This is a genomic window from Clostridia bacterium (genome assembly GCA_017438525.1).
Classification (GTDB): domain Bacteria; phylum Bacillota; class Clostridia; order Oscillospirales; family RGIG8002; genus RGIG8002.
Genome location: JAFRVI010000056.1, coordinates 1 through 19,465, shown reverse-complemented (window position 1 = coordinate 19,465; position 19,465 = coordinate 1). Strand labels below are relative to the sequence as shown.

The 19,465-nt window shown below is 57.4% G+C and carries 13 protein-coding genes and 1 tRNA gene; 12 read left to right on the top strand and 2 right to left on the bottom strand.

Annotation, left to right across the window (positions count from 1 at the left end; all coding sequences use genetic code 11):
• Positions 1-286: 286 nt before the first annotated feature.
• Positions 287-550, bottom strand: coding sequence for a 30S ribosomal protein S20 (rpsT, locus tag IJL83_05715; GenBank protein MBQ6553093.1), 264 nt, complete (start codon positions 548-550; stop codon positions 287-289).
• A 246-nt stretch (positions 551-796) separates the two neighbouring features.
• Here rpsT and IJL83_05710 point away from each other — a divergent pair, with 246 nt between their 5' ends.
• The 12 genes from IJL83_05710 (at position 797) to IJL83_05655 (ending at position 19,085) form a co-directional block, all read left to right on the top strand.
• The gene (locus IJL83_05710) at positions 797-1,198 is read left to right on the top strand and encodes a helix-turn-helix transcriptional regulator (GenBank protein MBQ6553092.1); all 402 of its coding nucleotides are present in this window, start codon (positions 797-799) and stop codon (positions 1,196-1,198) included.
• 66 nt (positions 1,199-1,264) lie between these two features.
• Positions 1,265-3,118 (top strand): cadmium-translocating P-type ATPase, encoded by a 1,854-nt coding sequence (gene cadA, locus IJL83_05705; protein MBQ6553091.1) that lies wholly within the window; start codon positions 1,265-1,267, stop codon positions 3,116-3,118.
• Between the two features lie 74 nt (positions 3,119-3,192).
• A tRNA-Val gene (locus tag IJL83_05700) sits at positions 3,193-3,268 on the top strand.
• A gap of 133 nt (positions 3,269-3,401) precedes the next feature.
• Positions 3,402-6,806 (top strand): dockerin type I repeat-containing protein, encoded by a 3,405-nt coding sequence (locus IJL83_05695; protein ID MBQ6553090.1) that lies wholly within the window; start codon positions 3,402-3,404, stop codon positions 6,804-6,806.
• 285 nt (positions 6,807-7,091) lie between these two features.
• Complete coding sequence (locus IJL83_05690; protein MBQ6553089.1) at positions 7,092-10,484, top strand: dockerin type I repeat-containing protein; 3,393 nt, start codon at positions 7,092-7,094, stop codon at positions 10,482-10,484.
• A 242-nt stretch (positions 10,485-10,726) separates the two neighbouring features.
• Entirely contained in the window at positions 10,727-13,297 is a 2,571-nt protein-coding gene (gene alaS, locus IJL83_05685; GenBank protein ID MBQ6553088.1) for an alanine--tRNA ligase, read from the top strand.
• A 50-nt stretch (positions 13,298-13,347) separates the two neighbouring features.
• A complete protein-coding gene (locus tag IJL83_05680; GenBank protein MBQ6553087.1) occupies positions 13,348-13,686 on the top strand; it encodes a histidine triad nucleotide-binding protein in 339 nt (112 codons plus the stop codon).
• A 30-nt stretch (positions 13,687-13,716) separates the two neighbouring features.
• Positions 13,717-15,498, top strand: coding sequence for a phosphoenolpyruvate carboxykinase (GTP) (locus tag IJL83_05675; GenBank protein ID MBQ6553086.1), 1,782 nt, complete (start codon positions 13,717-13,719; stop codon positions 15,496-15,498).
• An 87-nt stretch (positions 15,499-15,585) separates the two neighbouring features.
• Entirely contained in the window at positions 15,586-16,071 is a 486-nt protein-coding gene (locus IJL83_05670; GenBank protein ID MBQ6553085.1) for a cytidine/deoxycytidylate deaminase family protein, read from the top strand.
• Between the two features lie 23 nt (positions 16,072-16,094).
• Positions 16,095-17,120, top strand: a complete 1,026-nt coding sequence (locus tag IJL83_05665; protein ID MBQ6553084.1) for a phosphodiester glycosidase family protein — start codon at positions 16,095-16,097, stop codon at positions 17,118-17,120.
• Positions 17,121-17,128: 8 nt separating this feature from the next.
• Entirely contained in the window at positions 17,129-18,541 is a 1,413-nt protein-coding gene (locus tag IJL83_05660) for an MATE family efflux transporter (GenBank protein ID MBQ6553083.1), read from the top strand.
• Positions 18,519-19,085 (top strand): HD domain-containing protein, encoded by a 567-nt coding sequence (locus tag IJL83_05655; protein ID MBQ6553082.1) that lies wholly within the window; start codon positions 18,519-18,521, stop codon positions 19,083-19,085. The genes IJL83_05660 and IJL83_05655 overlap by 23 nt, the downstream gene beginning before the upstream one ends.
• Positions 19,086-19,146: 61 nt before the next feature.
• Here the strand turns inward: IJL83_05655 and IJL83_05650 are convergent.
• Positions 19,147-19,465 (bottom strand): dockerin type I repeat-containing protein (locus IJL83_05650; GenBank protein MBQ6553081.1); only part of this gene is annotated, 319 nt, incomplete at its 5' end.

The following is a 19,465-nucleotide window of genomic DNA, read 5'->3' as shown; positions in this document are numbered from 1 at the left end:
TGACCTATACCGAGATGGCGAACGCGGGTCAGCCCGTCTGGTCGTCGCTGCTGATAATCGCGGCGATACTCGTCGTCGCACCGGCGGCGCTTTCGCTGCTCTTCTCGGAAATCATGCGCAAGCTCGGCTGGATAAAGCAGGGCGATATGCTGCTTGATATCTAATGCAAATAAACGCAATGAAAAAGGACGCTCAATGAGCGTCCTTTTTGCATACCTGCGGAATATACGGACACAACAAAAAGCACGCCGCGAGACGTGCTTTTGCTATACGGAAAAAACCGTTTTTACTTATTCTCGTTCGCGCGCTTCATGATGGCGGACTTTTTGTTCGCGGCGGTGTTCTTGTGGAGAATACCCTTCGCGGCGGCCTGGTCGATCGCCTTGACGGTCTTGCGCATGGCGGCGTCGGTGGCGGCCTTGTCGCCGGACTCGGCGGCGGCGTTGAACTTCTTGATGTCGGTCTTCAGCTGAGACTTGATCATCTTGTTCTGCATATTCTTCTTCTCGGCGACGAGAACGCGCTTCTTTGCGGACTTAATGTTAGCCAAAGTTTTCCCTCCTCATAGTAGGAATCATTCAAAGTCGGGGACTATTATATCATCATTTATTTTGAAATGCAAGTGTTTTTTTGAAAAAGTTGACTAAAGGTGTTTTTTGAGATAAATCAGAACTTTTTCGAGATTGCATATTGACTTTTTCAAAACGGGGGAATATAATAATAACAGTTGAACAGTTGTTCAACTGTTAGCGAGAAAATCACGCGTTCCTTTACATAACGAAAGGGTGGAGCAAATATGGAAGAAAGAATCAACAATAACGCTGCCGAAACTGCAAATACCGCTGCCGCCGCCGAAACTGCAAATACCGCCGAAACCGCGCGCGTAGACCGCGTGATCGAAGCGGAGGAGGCGTTCCGCGACGCGGCGAAGATCTTTTCCGTCGCGGAGCTGTTCCGGCTTTTCGGCGACCCGACGCGCGTCGGGATAATGACGGTGCTTTACGAAAAAGAACGCTGCGTCTGCGAGCTTTCCGACCTGCTCGGGATGACCGTTTCCGCGATCTCCCACCAGCTCCGTCTGCTCAAGCAGAGCGGCCTCGTCAAATACCGCCGCGAGGGCAAGCACCTCTACTACTCCCTCGCCGACTCCCACGTCAGCACCATCCTCGCGCAGGGCTTCGAGCACGTGAACGAGTAGGCGAAGCGGCGTTTGCCGCCCGGCGTAAAACCTTCACATATCCATCTTCCGAAGAAGGCGAATCAAATGAAACTCTATCCCGAACATAAAAAAGAATTCCTGTTCCTCGGCTTCTGCCTGCTGCTGACCGCGGGGCTTTTCGCCGCGGAGCATCTCGAGCTCGAGCCGTGGATGTGCGCCGTCGGCTACGGGCTGCTCTACCTGCTCGCGGGCGGCGAGGTCTTCCTGACCGCGCTGAAAAAGCTTCTCAAGGGCAAGCCGTTCAGCGAAGAAACGCTGATGAGCATAGCCGCGATAGGCGCGTTCTGCATCGGCAGCTACGTCGAGGGCGCGGCGGTGCTGATATTCTACCGCGTCGGCGAGACCTTCAACGACATGGCGTCGGATAACGCGCGCGACTCGGTCGCCGCGCTGATGAAGGTGTGTCCGGAGACCGCGTCGCTCGTCACGGAGGACGGCGAGAGGACGGTCAGCCCGTCGGAAGTCAAGGTCGGCGATATCGTCGCCGTCCGCCCGGGCGAGAAGCTCCCGCTTGACGGAGTCGTCGTTTCCGGCTCCGCTTCGATCGACACGGCGGCGGTGACGGGCGAATCCGCGCCGCGCTTCGCGGAGGCGGGAACAGAGGTCTTCGCCGGCTGCCTCTGCCTCGACGGGGCGCTGCGTATCCGCGTGACCGCGGACTACGAGGACAGCACAGTCGCGAACATGATAAAGCTGACCGAGCACGCCGCCGAACGCAAGGCGAAAACGGAGAAGTTCATCACGAAGTTCGCGGCGATATACACCCCCTGCGTCGTCGGCGCGGCGGTGATCTACGCCGTCGCGGTGCCGCTTATACTCCAGGCGTGCGGATTTGAGCCCGCGTGGGAGGAGTGCGTCAGAAACGCTCTCGGCTTCCTCGTCGTATGCTGCCCCTGCGCGCTGGTGCTTTCGGTGCCGCTTGCGTTCTTTTCCGCCTGCGGACGCGCGACAAAATCGGGCGTGCTCATAAAGGGAGGCGCCTCGATGGAGCGCCTTGCGAAAGTCGGCACCGTCGTCTTCGACAAGACCGGCACCGTCACCGACGGCAATCTCGAGGTCGATTCCGTCGTCCCCGAAGGGATAAGCGAAAAGGAGCTTTTGAAATACGCGGCTTCGGCGGAGTATTCGTCGAAGCACCCGATCGCCGAAGCGATAAAGAAAAGGTACGGCGAGCCGGTCGGCGCCTCCGGCGAAGTTTTCGCCGAGACGGGCGGACGCGGGGTCCGCGCCCGCGTCGACGGAGCCGAAGTGCTCGTCGGCAGCCGGCGCTTTCTGGCGGAGAACGGCATTTCCGGACTGCCCGACGCTGGCGGAGTCACCGCCGTCTACGTCGCCGTCGGCGGCGCGTTCCGCGGTTACCTTACCCTGCGCGACGAGCTGAAGCCGGACGCGGAGGAGGCCGTGCGCCGCCTTCGCAAGGCCGGAATCGGCCGCGTCGCGGTCTTCAGCGGCGACGCTTCCGAAGCGGCGCGCGCGGCGGCTGAGCGCATCGGCGCGGACGAAGGCGTCGGCGAGCTTCTCCCCGCGGATAAGTGCACCCTGCTCGAAGAGGAGAAGGCGCGCGCCGTCACCGCCTTCGCGGGCGACGGCATAAACGACGCTCCCGCGATCGCCGTGGCGGATGTCGGCGTCGCCATGGGCGCGCTCGGCAGCGACGCAGCGATAGAAGCAGCGGACGTCGTGCTGATGGGCGACAGTCCCTCCCGCATCGCGGACGCTATATCTGTTTCCAAAAAGGCGGTCGTCGTCGCGAAGGAGAATATCTGGTTCTCGCTCATAGTCAAGGCGGCGGTGCTCGTCGCGAGCGCGCTCGGCTACGCGCCGCTCTGGCTCGCCGTCGTCGCGGACGTCGGAGCCGCCGTCGCGGCGGTCGCAAACTCGGCGTTGAACGGACGATAAGACAACCTTTTTGAAAAAAATAAAATTTACTCTTGACATCTGCGCGCTGCGGCGGTATAATCTTACTTGCTGTCGGACGCTTAGCTCAGCTGGAAGAGCACCTGCTTGACGTGCAGGGGGTCAGGGGTTCAAGTCCCTTAGCGTCCACCAAACAAAAAAGGACACCGGTTTTCCGGCGTCCTTTTTTGCGTTATTATAAGCTGTTTTCTATTGATTTTTTGCGGGGTGTGTGATAATATAATATTCGTGAGTTTATACTCAAATCAATGAGAGGAGAAACACTATGAAAAAGTTCCTGTCAATGCTGCTTGCGACCGTTTTCACGCTGACCGCGTTCGGCGCGGTAACGGTTTTCAGCGGCTTCATCGGAGCCGGCGCGGTTGAATACGAATACTACAGATACGAAAGTCTGCCCGGCTATTCCATCTTTACCGACGCGGAGTTGGCGCTGATGACGAACACGTACTCGAAAGCCGGCTACAACGAAACGATCGAAGGCGTCGGTCCCGTTGTCACTTATGAAGTAACCAAAAGCAGCGGGTGGATGACTGTTTACCACGGAAGAGCGCGAAATATGAAAGCATCGAGCAATACTGAGCACAAGGATTTTACCGATATGACGTGGGCGGCGATCGACACGGTCGGCAACAAGACCTTCCTCGGTGACATGAACTCGGAAGGATATGCCGAGTTGGCGGAACGCTTTGCTGATCAGGACGGTATCTCTTTCTGGGCAGGCATCGATGGTCAGCCGTTTACCAGTGAGATAGGTATCGTGCTTATGCAGTACCCGTCCAGGGGGCCCTATTTCACAATGACGCTTGATGATGATATCGGCGACCACACCGCAGAAGAGCTTGCCGAACCCGAAGGCATCGGTTTCCGTTATTCCAGCGTGCATAAGAGACCGGATGCGGACGGATACGTTCACTTTGATTTCAGAACCGATTTTCATCAGGCCGATTGGTGGAGCACCGATGACTACGGCGAAAACTTGTGGAAAAAGTACGGAGAAAACAATACGCCATATCAAGCTCTTCCCGAGAAGATCAGACCGTTGATTTCCGGTATGGGTATTACGTTCCATAACGTAGGCGTTGGACAGAAAGCTTCTATCGGCGATATGAAAATGTATATCGATACCCGTATACACACCGATGAACTGGATGAGCTTATGACGATGTATGACTCGCTTGATCCCGAGGCGTACACCGAGTCGAGCTATGAAGCGGTTACATCGGCATACCTCGAAGCGTATGAGGTGATGAGCGACGATAATATCGGAGAGCACTATTCTCAGAAGCAGATCAATAATATCGCCAAAAAACTGAAGACAGCGCTTATGGCCATTCAGCCGATGTTCAAGGTGAAGAGCGAGACGGTCGTTATCAACGGTTTTGAGATACTGACCGACGAAGACATTGAAGCGATAAGCGACGGCGGCGCGGGATATGACGCCGCTATGCTGACGGACGAATTCGTGCCGGAGGGCAGCGCCACTCAGAGCGTTTACGTTATCGGCGGAGCGTTCGACGGCGACCCGTCTTACGGCTGGAGCAGATTCGCCACCGCGCGTCTTAATGACGATGACGAGATAGAAGCGGTCAACAACGTCTTCGGCGCGGACAACCTCGACGAATCCGCCGGACTCCGTTTCTGGATAAAATACGGAAAGAGTTACACTCCGGCGCCCACCGATATGATAGTCGGCGTCGGCAGCAGCACCGAGGGATTGTACTTCGAGTGTGATTCCGCAGCCGCTCAGCTCCCGGAAGACGAGGGATACGTAGGCGTTGCGTGGAACACCTTCTACGATGTTGAGGGAGATGAAGAGATATTCGATCATCTTGGCTCCCTTGACTACATCACGATCGCCATCGAGGGATGCTATCAGAAGGAATTCTACCTCTCCGACCTGCACGCTTTTGAATGGGATATAAACAACGCATCCTTTGAAGCGATGGATAATAAGATCATCGATGCGCAGAACTATCTGGCGACTTTGAATAAAGACGACTGGTCCGTGCGTTCCTGGCAGCGCGTAGAGCAGGCGATCGAATCCGCACGTGCGCTTCACGAAATCTATGCCGTCACGCAGCAGGATGTCGACAAGGCGACGGATCATATAAACCGCTGCCTCAACTGGCTGACGCTGAGAGGAGATACTCCTACTCAGGAGGAGATAGACGCTCTTGAAGCTGCGTATTATAACGCGCGTACCTACTGGCGCGGCAACTATACCGGCAGAAGCTACGTGGAGCTGAAGGCGGAGATCGACGACGTTTCCGAATATATCGATGATGAGCTCAGTTCCGTTGCTTGCAAGGAAATGACAAACAAACTGAATACTGCGGTCGCGGGACTCGTTCCGATAACCCACAGCGGCACTGTTGCACCTACTCAAGCGACCGACTTGAACGGCAACCCGGTGACTGTCAAGCTGTTCAGCATCGAAGACTTCTCGAGTCCCAGAGATATGAACAGGGCGAACGGCCACCGCAGACCGAACGTAAACTACGATCTTGTCAACAGTGCGCCCGGTCTGGAGCTGCCCGCCAAAGCGCTGAAGATGACCGCGACGATTGACCTCTCTTCCAAGCATACTGACGAGCACGGCGCTCTCCAGTTTAAACTTGCGGATAAGATATGCCACGCGATCCATCCCGAAGTTATTACAGAGGACGGCAACCACATCGGCGGGTCGATAGGCGATCTGAGAGGATCCGCCGGTATTCGCATCTGGGTAGGCGTCAACGATCCCGTCAAGGCCAAAGATGCATTCTTCCGTTTCGGCGTTTCCAACATTGAGGAAGGCCCGATGTTTGAGAATCACGCCGTAAATATTCCGTTCCCGGCGTCCGGCAGCGGATGGATCTATATTCCGTGGGAATGCTTCGATTACTATGACGAGTGGACCGGCGGCAAGGAAACCAACCTCACAGAGATCCGCTTCATTATCATCCGCGTCGACGGTGAAGTTCCGCAGGGACTTGAGGTTTATACCACCTGCGTTTCCGCTTACACCGACCCGGTCAATTCCACCAACGTTACACCCGCTATCACCGGCGTGACCGAAGGCGAGACCGTCGACGTTGCCGGCGGGTCCGTCGCTCCGAAGTGGAATGTCGGTACCGCGACGCTGAACGGCAAGCGCTATATTGCCGGCGCTCCGATAACCAAGAACGACAGCTATAAGCTGGTTGTCACCAACGGCGACAAGCAGACCGAGGTGAACTTTACCGTCACCGGCGGCGAAGCGGCCGACGCGCTGCCCGTGGTTACCGGCGTCGCCGAAGGCGGCGAATACGACGAGCCCGTCACGATCAACTGGGACGTCGGCGAAGCGACACTGAACGGCGAAGCCATCGAGAAAGGGACCGAGATTTCCGAGCCGGGCAATTATATGCTGCAGGTCATCAACGGCACCAAGACGACGTCCGTCCGCTTCACTATCAAAGACACGACGCCGCCTCCGCCTCAGGTCAAGAAGGGCGACCCGACCGGCAACGGCAAGATCGAAGTCGACGACGCGCTTGCCGCGCTCCGTGTTGCGGCGAAGCTTGCCGAGCCCACGGAAGAGCTTCTTGCGGCCTGCGACATCGACGGCAACGGCAGGATCGAGGTCGACGACGCGCTCGCGATCCTCCGCGTTGCTGCGAAGCTCGCTGACGAAAGCTCGCTCGGATAAAAGCGAAGCAAAAGCGAATATCACACATCCGGAAGGGCGGCGAACAGCCGCCCTTTCTTTTTATGCGGTTTCAGCGCGGGCGATTACGACAGAGTGATATTTTCAGAGGGTATTTCGCGTCGCCGATATTCCGCCAAACCGCATTTCTGCGCAATTTATGCTTGATTGATTGAAGATTTTGCTTGATTTTTTGACAAATGGATGATATTATTATTTTTGTGAGTATTTAAGGTCGATAAACAGGATCGGCAGAGACTCAATAGAATTCCGAAAGGAGCAAAAAAGATGAAGAAATTCTTATCCGCATTACTCGCTATGTTGTTCGCTTTGACCGCCTTTGGCGTGTCGGCGATCTTCAGCGGGTTCATCAGCGCGGGGGCGTTTTATGATTATCTTATCTACACGCCCATCCCCGGTTTCTCAATATACACCAATGAGGAACTCGCGCTGCTGCAGAATCCGTATGTCAGCGCCGGCGTTAATGAAACGATCGAAGGCGTAGGCCCGGTCGTTACGTGGACGCGTACCGGCTCCAACAGTTGGGGCAGCGCCGAGATCTACGGCGGATACGGCCGCAACATGCTGGTGCAGAACCATAAGGATGAGCCGAATCCCAAAGACTTTACCGATACGACCTGGGCGGCTATGGATACCATCAACGGCAAGACCGTTATGGGCGACGAGTCCTTCAAGGGACAGGACGGTCTGGTATTCTGGGTCGGTATCAACGGCGAGCCGTACACCGGAGAAGTCAGCGTCAGGATCAGACAGGTGCCCTGCACCGGTCCGTATTTTAACGGCGGATTCGATAACGATAACGGCGATCATACTCCGGAGGAGCTGCAGGAATACGGCATCGGCTTTCAGTATGCTTCCCGCGGCTTGCATCCCGATGCGAACGGATACGTTCATTTTGAATTCAAAACCGATTTTTATCAGTCTGACTGGTGGAGCACGGATGATGAGGGTATCGAGCGTCAAGGCGATATCTACAACGGCGGACAGCCCAACTACTGGCCTGTTCCGAAATCCAAAATAGCGCAGATCAGCGGTTTTTCCTTCGGAATATCCAGCACATCCGTCGGCGACAGAATATCCATCGGCGATATCAGGATGTTCCGCGATTCCCGCGTTCACACCGACGAGCTTGACGAGGTCATGTCTGAATATGACGCCCTCAACCCCGAGGCATTCACCGAAGAGAGTTATGAGGCCGCTACCACGGTGTATCTCGAGGCCTACGAAGTGATGAATGATCCCGCTCCGGGCGAGCATTATTCTCAGGAAGAGATCGACAGTATAGTTGACAGACTGAAGGCGTCTCTCAAGGCCCTCGAGCCGATGTTTATGGTCAAGAGCGAGACGGTCGCGATCAACGGTTTTGAAGTACTGACCGACGAAGACCTCGAAGCGATCAGCGACGGCGGCATGGCGTTTGACGCCGCGATGGTGACCGACGAATTCGTTCCCGAAGGCGCCGCCACCCAGAGCTTGTATGTCATGGGCGGCGCATTCGACGGTGATCCGTCATACGGCTGGAGCAAATTCATCACCGCTAAGCTGAACGACGATGACGAGATCGAGGCGGTCAAGAACGTATTCGGAGCCGATAACCTCGACGAGTCCGCCGGACTCCGCTTCTGGATAAAATACGGCGAGAGTTACACTCCCGCGCCCACCGATATGATAATCGGAGTCGGAAGCAGCACTGAGGGTGTTTATTTCGAGTGCGATTCCGCGGCTGTTCAGCTCCCGGAAGATGAGGGCTACGTCGGCGTTGCATGGAGTGCGTTCTATGACTATGAAGGCGACGCCGAAATATTTGATTATCTGAACAGTCTCGATTATATTTCCATAAGCATCGAGGGATGCGCTCAGAAGGAATATTATCTTTCCGATCTGCACGCATTTGAGTGGAGCATAAACAGCGCGTCCTTTGACGCGATGGATAAGCAGATCGTCGATGCGCAGGCGTATATGGCGACGCTGAATAAGGATGATTGGTCTGTCCGTTCCTGGCAGCGTGTGTTTGAGGCGATAGACACCGCACGTGCTCTGCACGAGACCTATGCCGTCACTCAGCAGGACGTTGATAAGGCGACCGCCCATATAAATGACTCCATCAACTGGCTCACTCCGAGAGGCGTAACTCCGACTCAGGATGAGTTGGATGCGCTCGAGGCGGCGTATTACAACGCGCTGACCTATTGGCACGGTAACTACACCGGCAGGAGCTATGCCGATCTGAAGGCGGAGCTCGATTATGTCAGCGAATATATCAACGATGAAATGAACACTACCGCGTGTGTTGATTTTACAAACCGCATTAACACCGCCGTTGCGGGCCTTGTTCCGATAACTCACGGCGGTACTGTCACGCCGACTGAGGCGACAGACGTCAACGGCAAGGCCGTTACGGTCAAGCTCTTCAGCATCGAAGACTTCTCGAGTCCCAGAGATATGAACAGGGCGAACGGCCACCGCAAAGATGACGTAAGCTATGACCTTGTCGACAGTGTTCCCGGATTGGATCTTCCCGCTAAGGCGCTGAAGATGAAGCCAAAGAGCGCGGATCTTTCTTCCAAGCCGACCGATCAGCACGGGGCTCTTCAGTTTAAGCTTTTTGACCGCTACAGCAACTCGATCACCCCCGACGTTAAGAAGACCGAAGACGGCAACACCATCGGCGGCGCGATCGGCGATCTTTCCGGATCCGCCGGTATCCGCGTCTGGGTCGGCGTCAACGACGTGAATCTGGCGCAGAAAGCGTTCTTCCGCTTCGGCGTTTCCAACTGCACCGAAGGTCCGCTGTTTGAAAGGCACGCTATCAACATTCCGTTCCCGGCGTCCGGCAGCGGTTGGCTCTATATCCCGTGGGATTGTTTCGACTTCTATGACGACTGGACCAAGGGCGAGGACATCAATCTTGCCGAGATCCGCTTCTGGATCGTTCGTGTTGACGGTGAGATACCGAAGGACCTTGAGGTTTATATGACCTGCGTTTCCGCTTACACCGATCAGGTAAGCGCGACCAATTCCACTCCGGTTATCAAAAACGTTACAGATGGTCAGAGCATCGACGTTGCCGGCGAATCCTTCGTTCCGAGGTGGGATACCGGCACCGCGACCCTGAACGGCAAGCGCTATATTGCAGGCACTCCGATTACAAAGAATGATGACTATAAGCTTGTTATCAAAAACGGTGACAAGCAGACCGAGGTCAACTTCACCATCACCGGCGGTGAAGCGGCCGACGCGCTGCCTGTCGTTACTGGAGTGAAAGACGGCACGGAGTATGACGCGCCCGTCACGATCAACTGGGACGTCGGTGAAGCGACTCTGAACGGCGAAGCCATCGAGAAGGGAACCGAGGTTTCCGCGCCTGGCAGCTATCTGCTGCAGGTAGTCAACGGCACCAAGACGACGTCCGTTCGCTTCACTATCAAAGACACGACGCCGCCTCCGCCTCAGGTCAAGAAGGGCGACCCGACCGGCAACGGCAAGATCGAAGTCGACGACGCGCTTGCCGCGCTCCGCGTTGCGGCGAAGCTTGCCGAGCCCACTGAAGAGCTTCTTGCGGCCTGCGACATCGACGGCAACGGCAAGATCGAAGTCGACGACGCGCTCGCGATCCTCCGCGTCGCTGCGAAGCTCGCTGACGAAAGCTCGCTCGGATAAAAGCTCGCGTTTGTGAGCCGGGCCCGCTGCGAAGGATCTCCGGCGAAAAGCAAGATAACAGGCAGCCCCGTCAGTAAATCTGCTGGCGGGGCTGTTTTTTTGCATTCGAGATGCTTGCAAAATGACACAATAAACCCCGTCGTTTTCACAAAGTTTTCGGCATATTGCATCTTGACTTTACAGGGCAAAAGCGGTAAAATATTATCATCAATATATAATGGCAGAAAATTGGAGGAATTTGCTTGAACTGGACATCTTTGAACGTTCTGAGAGAACAGTATCTGAGCTTTTTCGAGAGTAAAGGGCACACCCGGTTGGAGAGCGCGAGTCTTATCCCGAAGGACGACCCGTCGCTGCTTCTTACAAACGCCGGAATGGCGCCCTTGAAGAAATATTTCACCGGCGAGGCGAAGCTGCCGGGCAACCGCGCCTGCTCATGCCAGAAGTGCATCCGCACGCCCGATATCGAGCGCGTCGGCAAGACGAGCCGCCACGGCACCTTCTTCGAGATGCTGGGCAACTTCTCCTTCGGCGACTACTTCAAGAAGGAGGCGACCGCATGGGCGTGGGAGTTCTGCACCAAGGTGCTGGAGCTGCCGGTGGACAAGCTCTACGTCAGCGTTTTCGAGAGCGACGACGAGGCCTATGACATCTGGACTCAGCAGGTGGGCGTCGCGCCCGACCATATGGTGCGCCTCGGCAGAGAGGATAACTTCTGGGAGCACGGCAAAGGCCCCTGCGGCCCCTGCTCCGAGATATACTTCGACCGCGGACCCGAGAAAGGCTGCGGCAAGCCGGACTGTCACGTCGGCTGCGACTGCGACCGCTACGTCGAGTTCTGGAACCTCGTCTTCACTCAGTTCGATTCCGACGGCGCCGGCCACTACGCCGAGCTGAAATCGAAGAACATCGATACCGGAATGGGCCTCGAGCGTATCGCCTGCATCATGCAGGGAGTCGATAATCTTTTCGAGGTCGACACGATAAAGAACATCATGGCGAAGGTCTCCGAGATCGCCGGCGTGAAGTATCACGATAACGAGAAGTCTGACGTCTCGCTCCGCGTCATCACCGACCACATCAGGAGCACCGTCTTCATGCTCGCCGACGGCGTAACGCTCTCCAACGAGGGCAGGGGATACGTCCTCCGCCGCCTGCTCCGCCGCGCCGCCAGACACGGCAAGCTGCTGGGCATCAACGAGCCCTTCCTTTACAAGATCTGCGACACCGTCGCGCACGAGAGCGGCGGCGCCTACCCCGTGCTCATCGCGAAGAACGAGTACATCAAGGACGTGATCAAGTCCGAAGAGGAACGCTTCGCGGAAACGATAGACAAGGGTCTTGAACTGCTCGACGGACTTACCGCCGAGAACGGCGTCATTTCCGGCGCCGACGCGTTTAAGCTTTACGATACCTACGGATTCCCGCTCGACCTGACGGTCGACATCCTCGCCGAGCGCGGAATGACCGTCGATACCGACGGCTTCGACGCGCTGATGAAGGAGCAGAAGGAACGCGCCCGCGCCGCCAGAAGCAGCGACAAGGCGAACTCCTGGGAAGCGGGCGGCTCCGCCGATTCCGCCGCGGCCGCGACCGAGTTCCTCGGCTACGAAACCACCGAGGCGGAAGCGACCGTCGTCGCCGTGCGCGAACAGGAAAAGGGCGCGATAATCGTCCTCGACCGCACGCCTTTCTACGCCGAGAGCGGCGGACAGGTCGGCGACACCGGCGTCATCACCGGTGCGAACGGCTCCGTAAAGGTGACCGACTGCCGCAAGACTCCCAACGGCGGCTTCCTGCACTTCGCGGAGAGCGCGAACGGCATCGCCGTCGGCGACAAGGTCACCGCGACGGTGGATAAAGACCGCCGCGACGCGATCCGCCGCAACCACTCCTCCGCGCATCTGCTCCAGGCCGCGCTCCGCGCCGTTCTGGGCGACCACATTTCCCAGGCGGGCAGCTACGTCGACGAGCACCGCATGCGCTTCGACTTCACCCACAACCGCGCCCTGACTCCCGAACAGATCGAGCGGGTCGAGGCGATGGTGAACGCCGAGATCGGCAAAGCTCTGCCGGTCAATACCGAGGTAATGAGCATCGAACAGGCGAAGCAGAGCGGCGCGATCGCTCTCTTCGACGAGAAATACGGAGACTCCGTCCGCGTCGTCGCGATGGGCGACTTCTCCAAGGAGTTCTGCGGCGGCACGCACGTCGCCAACACCTCCGAGGTCGGCTCCTTCCGCATCGTTTCGGAAACCGCCGTCGCCGCCGGAGTCAGAAGGATCGAGGCCGCGACCGGCTTTAACGTGCTGGCGCTGCTGAAGGAAAAAGAAGCGATCATCGCGCAGGCGGAGGAGATACTCAAGTCCGGCGCGAAGGAGCTGCTCGGCAAGCTCGCCTCCGTCGTGGAGGAAAACAAGCGCCTGAGCAAGGAGCTCGCCGCCGAGAAGGCGAAGTCCGCCGCGTCCGGCGTCGACGGCCTGCTTGCGAAGGCGTGCGAAAAGGGCGGCTGCCGCCTGCTGACCGAGAAGCTTGGCGAGATCGAGCCCGACGCGCTCCGCACCATCGGCGACGCGCTGAAGGATAAATGCCCCGATATCGTCGCCGTTCTGGTCGGCGAAAACGGCGGCAAGTCGGTCATGTCCGTCGTCTGCGGCTCCGAGGCCGTCAAAAAGGGCGCGAACGCCGGCGCCATAGTCAAGAAGCTCGCCGCGATATGCGGCGGCGGAGGCGGCGGCAGACCGGACAGCGCAATGGCCGGTATCCGCGACGTTTCCAAACTCGACGAGGCGTTCAAAGCGGTGCTCGACTGATACAAGTACCCTCCGCGCATCCGCGGAGTATTATGAAACGGAGGAGAATTATGGATTGCCTGTTCTGCAAAATAATCGCCGGCGAGATCCCCTCGGCTAAAGTCTACGAAAACGACAAGGTCTACGCCTTCCGCGACATAAATCCCCAGGCGCCTACGCACGTTCTCATCGTCCCGAAGCGGCACCTCGCCGACGCGAGCGAGCTGACGGGCGAGAACGCCGCCGTGGCCGCCGATATCTTCGCCGCCGCCGCCGAAATCGCGGCCGCCGAAGGTCTTACCAACGGCTTCCGCGTCGTAACCAACTGCGGCGACGACGCCTGCCAGTCGGTGCACCATCTGCATTTCCACCTCCTCGGCGGAACGAAGATGGCCGAAAAAATGTCATAAAAAAATTATCATAAAAAGGAGTTGTCTGAAATGACGAAGAACAAGAAGCTTTTGGCGTGGCTCGACGAAATGGTCGAGCTCAACGCTCCCGACAAGGTGGTCTGGATCGACGGATCCGAGGACCAGATCGAGGAACTGCGCGCCACCGCCTGCAAGACCGGTGAGATGGAAAAGCTCAACGAAGAAATGCTGCCCGGCTGCTACCTGCACCGCACGGCGATCAACGACGTCGCGCGCGTCGAGGGCAGGACCTTCATCTGCACCACCGAGCGCGAAGAGGCCGGCGCCACCAACAACTGGATGTCCCCCAAGGAGACCTACGATAAGCTGTATAAGCTCTACAAGGGCTCGATGAAGGGCAGAACGATGTACGTTATCCCTTATTCCATGGGCATCGTCGGCAGCGAATTTGCCAAAAACGGCATCGAGCTGACCGATTCCATCTACGTCGTGCTGAATATGTGCATCATGACGAGAGTCGGCACCGACGTCCTCGAGTCCATCGGCGACGACGGCGACTTCGTCAAGGGAATGCACTCCCGCGCCGACATGAACGAGGAAGAGCGCTACATCTGCCAGCTTCCCGAAGACAACACGATAATGTCCGTCAACAGCGGCTACGGCGGAAACGTCCTGCTGGGCAAGAAGTGCTTCGCGCTCCGCATCGCCTCCGTCCTCGCGCGTGACGAGGGCTGGATGGCCGAGCATATGCTCATCCTCGGCATCGAGGATCCGCAGGGCAACGTCAAATACGTCACCGCCGCCTTCCCCTCCGCCTGCGGCAAGACGAACCTCGCCATGCTCATCCCGCCGGAATACTACGCCTCCAAGGGCTATAAGGTCTGGTGCGTAGGCGACGACATCGCCTGGCTCCGCATCGGCGAAGACGGACGCCTCTGGGCGGTCAACCCCGAGAACGGCTTCTTCGGCGTCGCCCCCGGCACGAGCGAAAAGACCAACCCCAACGCCCTAGCCGCCACGAGAAAGGGCACGATTTTCACCAACGTTTGCCACAACCTCGACAACAACACGGTCTGGTGGGAAGGCCTCGACAAGAACCCGCCCGAGAACGCCGTCGACTGGAAGGGCAACCCCTGGAACGGCAAGACCGCCACGGAGAAGGGCGCTCATCCGAACAGCCGCTTCACCGCTCCGGCAGTCAACTGCCCCTGCCTGTCCAAAGAGTTCTATAACCCGAAGGGCGTGCCGATCTCCGCTATCATCTTCGGCGGACGCCGCGCCAAGACCGCTCCGCTGGTGTACCAGTCCAGAAACTGGCAGCACGGCGTATACATGGGCTCCGCCATGGCGAGCGAAACGACCGCGGCCGCTTCCGGCGCCGTCGGCGTCGTCCGCCGCGATCCTATGGCGATGCTGCCCTTCTGCGGCTACAATATGGGCGACTATTTCGCTCACTGGCTCGATATGGGCAAAAAGATCCCCAACCCGCCCAAGATCTTCAACGTCAACTGGTTCCGCACCGACGATGAAGGCCACTTCATCTGGCCCGGATTCGGCGACAATATGCGCGTGCTGATGTGGATCCTCGCCCGCTGCGAAGACAAGATCGGCGCTCAGGAGACCGCCATCGGCTACCTCCCGAACCCCGAAGATATCGAGACCGAAGGCCTTGACGGCATAGACGTCGAGACCATCAGAGGACTGCTTTCCGTCGACGCGGACCTGTGGCTGCAGGACGCTGACGGCGTCGAGGAGTTCTACAAGAAGATCGACAGCGTCGGCAACCGTATGCCGAAGGAGCTTTACGACGAGCTCGCCGGCCTGCGCGAGCGCCTCGGCAAGTGCAAATAATATAATCAAAGACAGTTCGTTTCCCGCTCGCCGGAGCGGGAAACGAATCTGCAGCGAGGCAGATAAATAAATAACGGGAGCGATAATATGGAAAGACTTGACAAAATCAACTACTACCTCGATATAGCTGAAACGGTGTCCAAGCGCGGCACCTGCCTGCGCCGCAACTACGGCGCGATAATAGTCAACTTCGACCAGATAATCTCCACCGGCTATGCCGGAGCGCCCCGCGGCAGAAAGAACTGCTGCGATCTCGGCCACTGCCTCAGAGATGAGATGAATGTCCCCAGAGGCGAGCGTTATGAGCTCTGCCGTTCCGTTCACGCCGAGATGAACGCGATCATTTCGGCTTCCCGAGACTCGATGATCGGCTCCACCATGTACCTTGTCGGCATCGAAAGCGACGGCGAATACGTAGAGAACGCCTCGCCGTGCTCCCTCTGCAAGCGTCTGATAATAAACGCCGGCATCGAGCGCGTAGTTATCAGAAACACAAAAACGAAGTACACCTGCATAAAAACGGAAGAGTGGATAGCAAACGATGACAGTCTTAACGGCAGCGTCGGCTACTGATCTTCAAAAAAGGGACCGTATCAGTGGATAAAAAGGAACTGAAATTCAAAAAGACTGTCGTCTTCGCGCTTTCTATAACGCTGACGCTGTCAATACTTTTCAGCGGGGTGACGTTTCTGCTCTACGGCCCGTATTCTTACGTGCGCGATTATATAATCACGTCAGCTATGACGACGCTCAATCACCAGTGGATCGCTACCATGCTCTATGACGAGCAGCAGATCGACGAGGTAATGCGCGAGAACACGGTCATTGAATCGGGAGAAACGACTGATATCGGTATGATAAAAGTCGGCAGCGCCTCATGGCCCGGCAAAAACGCCAGACCGACGATAAAGGAAGCCGAGGTAATCCACGCTGACGACAGCGTTATTGTCGAGGAGTTCAAATTCAGCAGCTTCAAGGGCTGGATGATGCTCGTGCGCGATCCCAAATCGGTCAAGCTCGGCGTTGCCAAAGAAATCGGCGTCAAGGGCGAACGGCTCCGCGAAATGACGAAGCGCCTCGGCGCGTTCGCGGCGATAAACGCCAGCGGCTTCGCCGATCCCGGTTACGTCGGCAACGGCGGAACGGTCGTCGGCCTCGTTATCCACGAGGGCAAGGTAATCCACGGCGGTATTGCGAAAACGCAGGGCATTATCGGCTTTGATAAGAACGGCGTTCTCATCGTCGGCGAGTTCAAGCGCGAAGAGATCGAAGCTATGGATATTCAGTACGCGGTCGAGTTCCGCCCGTTCCTGATAGTAAACGGCGAGCCCGCGACGATAAAGGGCAACGGCGGCTGGGGAATGGCTCCGAGAACAGCGATCGGCCAGCGTGCCGACGGCGTGGTGCTCATGCTCGTGATCGAGGGCAGAAACCCGCCTTCCAGTATCGGAGCCACTATGCCGGAGGTGCAGGATCTGATGTCCGCTTACGGCGCGGTCAACGCCGCGAATCTCGACGGCGGCTCCTCTACCTCGATGATACTCGACGGCGAGATTCTCAACGTACCGTCGAGCGGCGAGGGCGAACGCAGAGTGCCTAACGCATGGGTGGTAATAAAATAAAAAGAACAATGAAAGATAGTATTACCAACGAAAAATCTTTCGGCAGGACGGTGCTGTCGCTCGTCCTGCCGCTTGCTATACAGAACCTCATCAACGTCGCCGTCAACGGCGCCGACGTGTTCATGCTGCAGATGATAGGGGAAACCTCGCTCTCGGCCGCGTCTATGGCAGGGCAGGTCTACTTCATTTTGACGCTGATACTCTTCGGAATGTCCAGCGGCGCGGCGGTGCTCACCGCGCAGTATTGGGGCAAGCGCGACGTGCGCACCGTCGAGAAGGTCATGGGAATGACCGTGCGCTTCGCGGTAACGGTCAGCATGGTCTTCTTTATCGTTGCGTTCTGTTTTCCGCGCGCGGTAATGAGCGTGCTTACCGACGTTCCCGCGGTGATTGACGAAGGCGTTCCGTATCTGCGGATAATGGCGTGCTCCTACCCGATAACCGCGGTAACGATAATCTGCCTCAACGTTCTCCGCACCATCGAAAAGGTGAATATTTCCACTGTCGTATATCTGCTTTCGTTGTTTACGAATATCGGGCTGAACCTCTGCTTCATAAAGGGGTGGATCGGGTTCCCGCGGATCGGGATCGCCGGAGTTGCGATAGCTACGGTTTCCGCCCGCGCGCTCGAGATAGTAATAACGCTGATCTACGTGCGCAGCCGCAAAAGCTTGATGCGCCTGCGTTTCAAGGATATATTCAAGCGCAATAAACTGCTGTCGAAGGACTTCCTGCATTATTCCATGCCGGTCGTGCTGAACGAAATGCTGTGGGGCACGGCGATCTCGCTTTCCGCAACGGTGATAGGGCATCTCGGGCAGGAGCCGATAGCCGCGCAGTCGGTCGCGACGACGGTGCGCCAGCTCGCCATGGTTGTCGTCTTTGGCATCGCCAACGCCACGGCGATCATAGTCGGCAAGGAGATCGGCGCCGGCCGCGTAGAGCGCGCGAAAACCTATTCGCGCAAGCTTATGCGTTTCAGCTTAGCTGCGGGAATATGCGGCGCCGCGCTTATGTTCGGGCTGCGTCCGGTAATTCCCGGGCTTATGGGAAACCTTTCCGAGCTCGCGGCGGAGTATCTCAAATTCATGCTGCTTGCGATGTCGGTCTACGTAATCTTCGCCTCGGTCTCCGCTACCGGTATAGTCGGCGTCTTCCGCGCCGGAGGAGATACGCGGATGGGGTTGCTGCTTGACGTCGGCACGCTTTGGTTCATCTGCCTGCCGCTCGGATTTCTGGCGGCGTTCGTCTGGAATCTGGACGTGAAGTGGGTGTTCCTGATACTTGTCAGCGACGAGCTGCTGAAATTCCCGATAGTCATATGGCGGTTCAGATCCATGAAATGGCTGAACAACGTCACTCGCGACGAGGTGACGGAGCAGAACAAGGAGGAAGCTTATGAAGGGGCGAGAACTGCTTGACGCGCTTCAAACGGCGCTGCGTCTGAAGGATGCTACCCGCCATTGTTATACGGCCGGCGGGCGCCGCGAAAGCGTTGCGGAGCACAGCTGGTCCGCCGCGCTGACGGCGTATTTCATAAAGGATGAATTCCCCGGCATAGATACGGATAAGGTAATAAAAATGTGCCTCATCCACGATCTCGGCGAAGCGTTCACCGGCGATATCCCCAGCTTTGATAAAACGGAAGCCGACGAAAAAACGGAGGAACGTTTGCTTGCCGATTGGGTTAAGACGCTGCCGACGGAGCTTCGCGGCGAGCTGACGGCGCTTTACGCGGAGATGAACGAGATGAAGACGCCGGAGGCGCGCTTGTATAAGGCGATCGACGGCTTCGACGCCGTTATACAGCACAATCTCTCCGACCTCTCCACCTGGATACCGAAGGACTACGAGCTGAACAAAACCTACGCGGAGGACCGCTGCGGCGACAGCGAATTCCTGAAGGAACTGCGCAGGGAAATGCGCGCTGATACCGAGCGGAAAATTGCGGAGGAACGGGAATAACAACTAAAGATAAAACAAAAACGGACGGCATGAGCCGTCCGTTTTTGCGTATGTTAGTCTATCAGAGGGAATCAGCCAGCTTCGCGGCGACGCGGAGTATCGCCAGCGCGTCGGCGACCGTGATTTCACCGTCGCCGTCGGTGTCGCCGATCAGGAGAGCTTCGGGAGTTTCTTCCGCGAGTTTGGCGGCTATACGCAGCGCGGCGAGCGCGTCGGAAACAGTGATTTTGCCGTCAAAATCGAAGTCGCCCTTCATCGGCTCGGGCTCGTCTCCGCCTTCAACGAGGCCTTCCGCGGCTTCCGCGACCGCCTGCGCGGCGGCGTCGATCGCGCTCTGCGCGGAGTACGGGTTCGCTTTGACCGCGTTTGCGTTTTTCAGC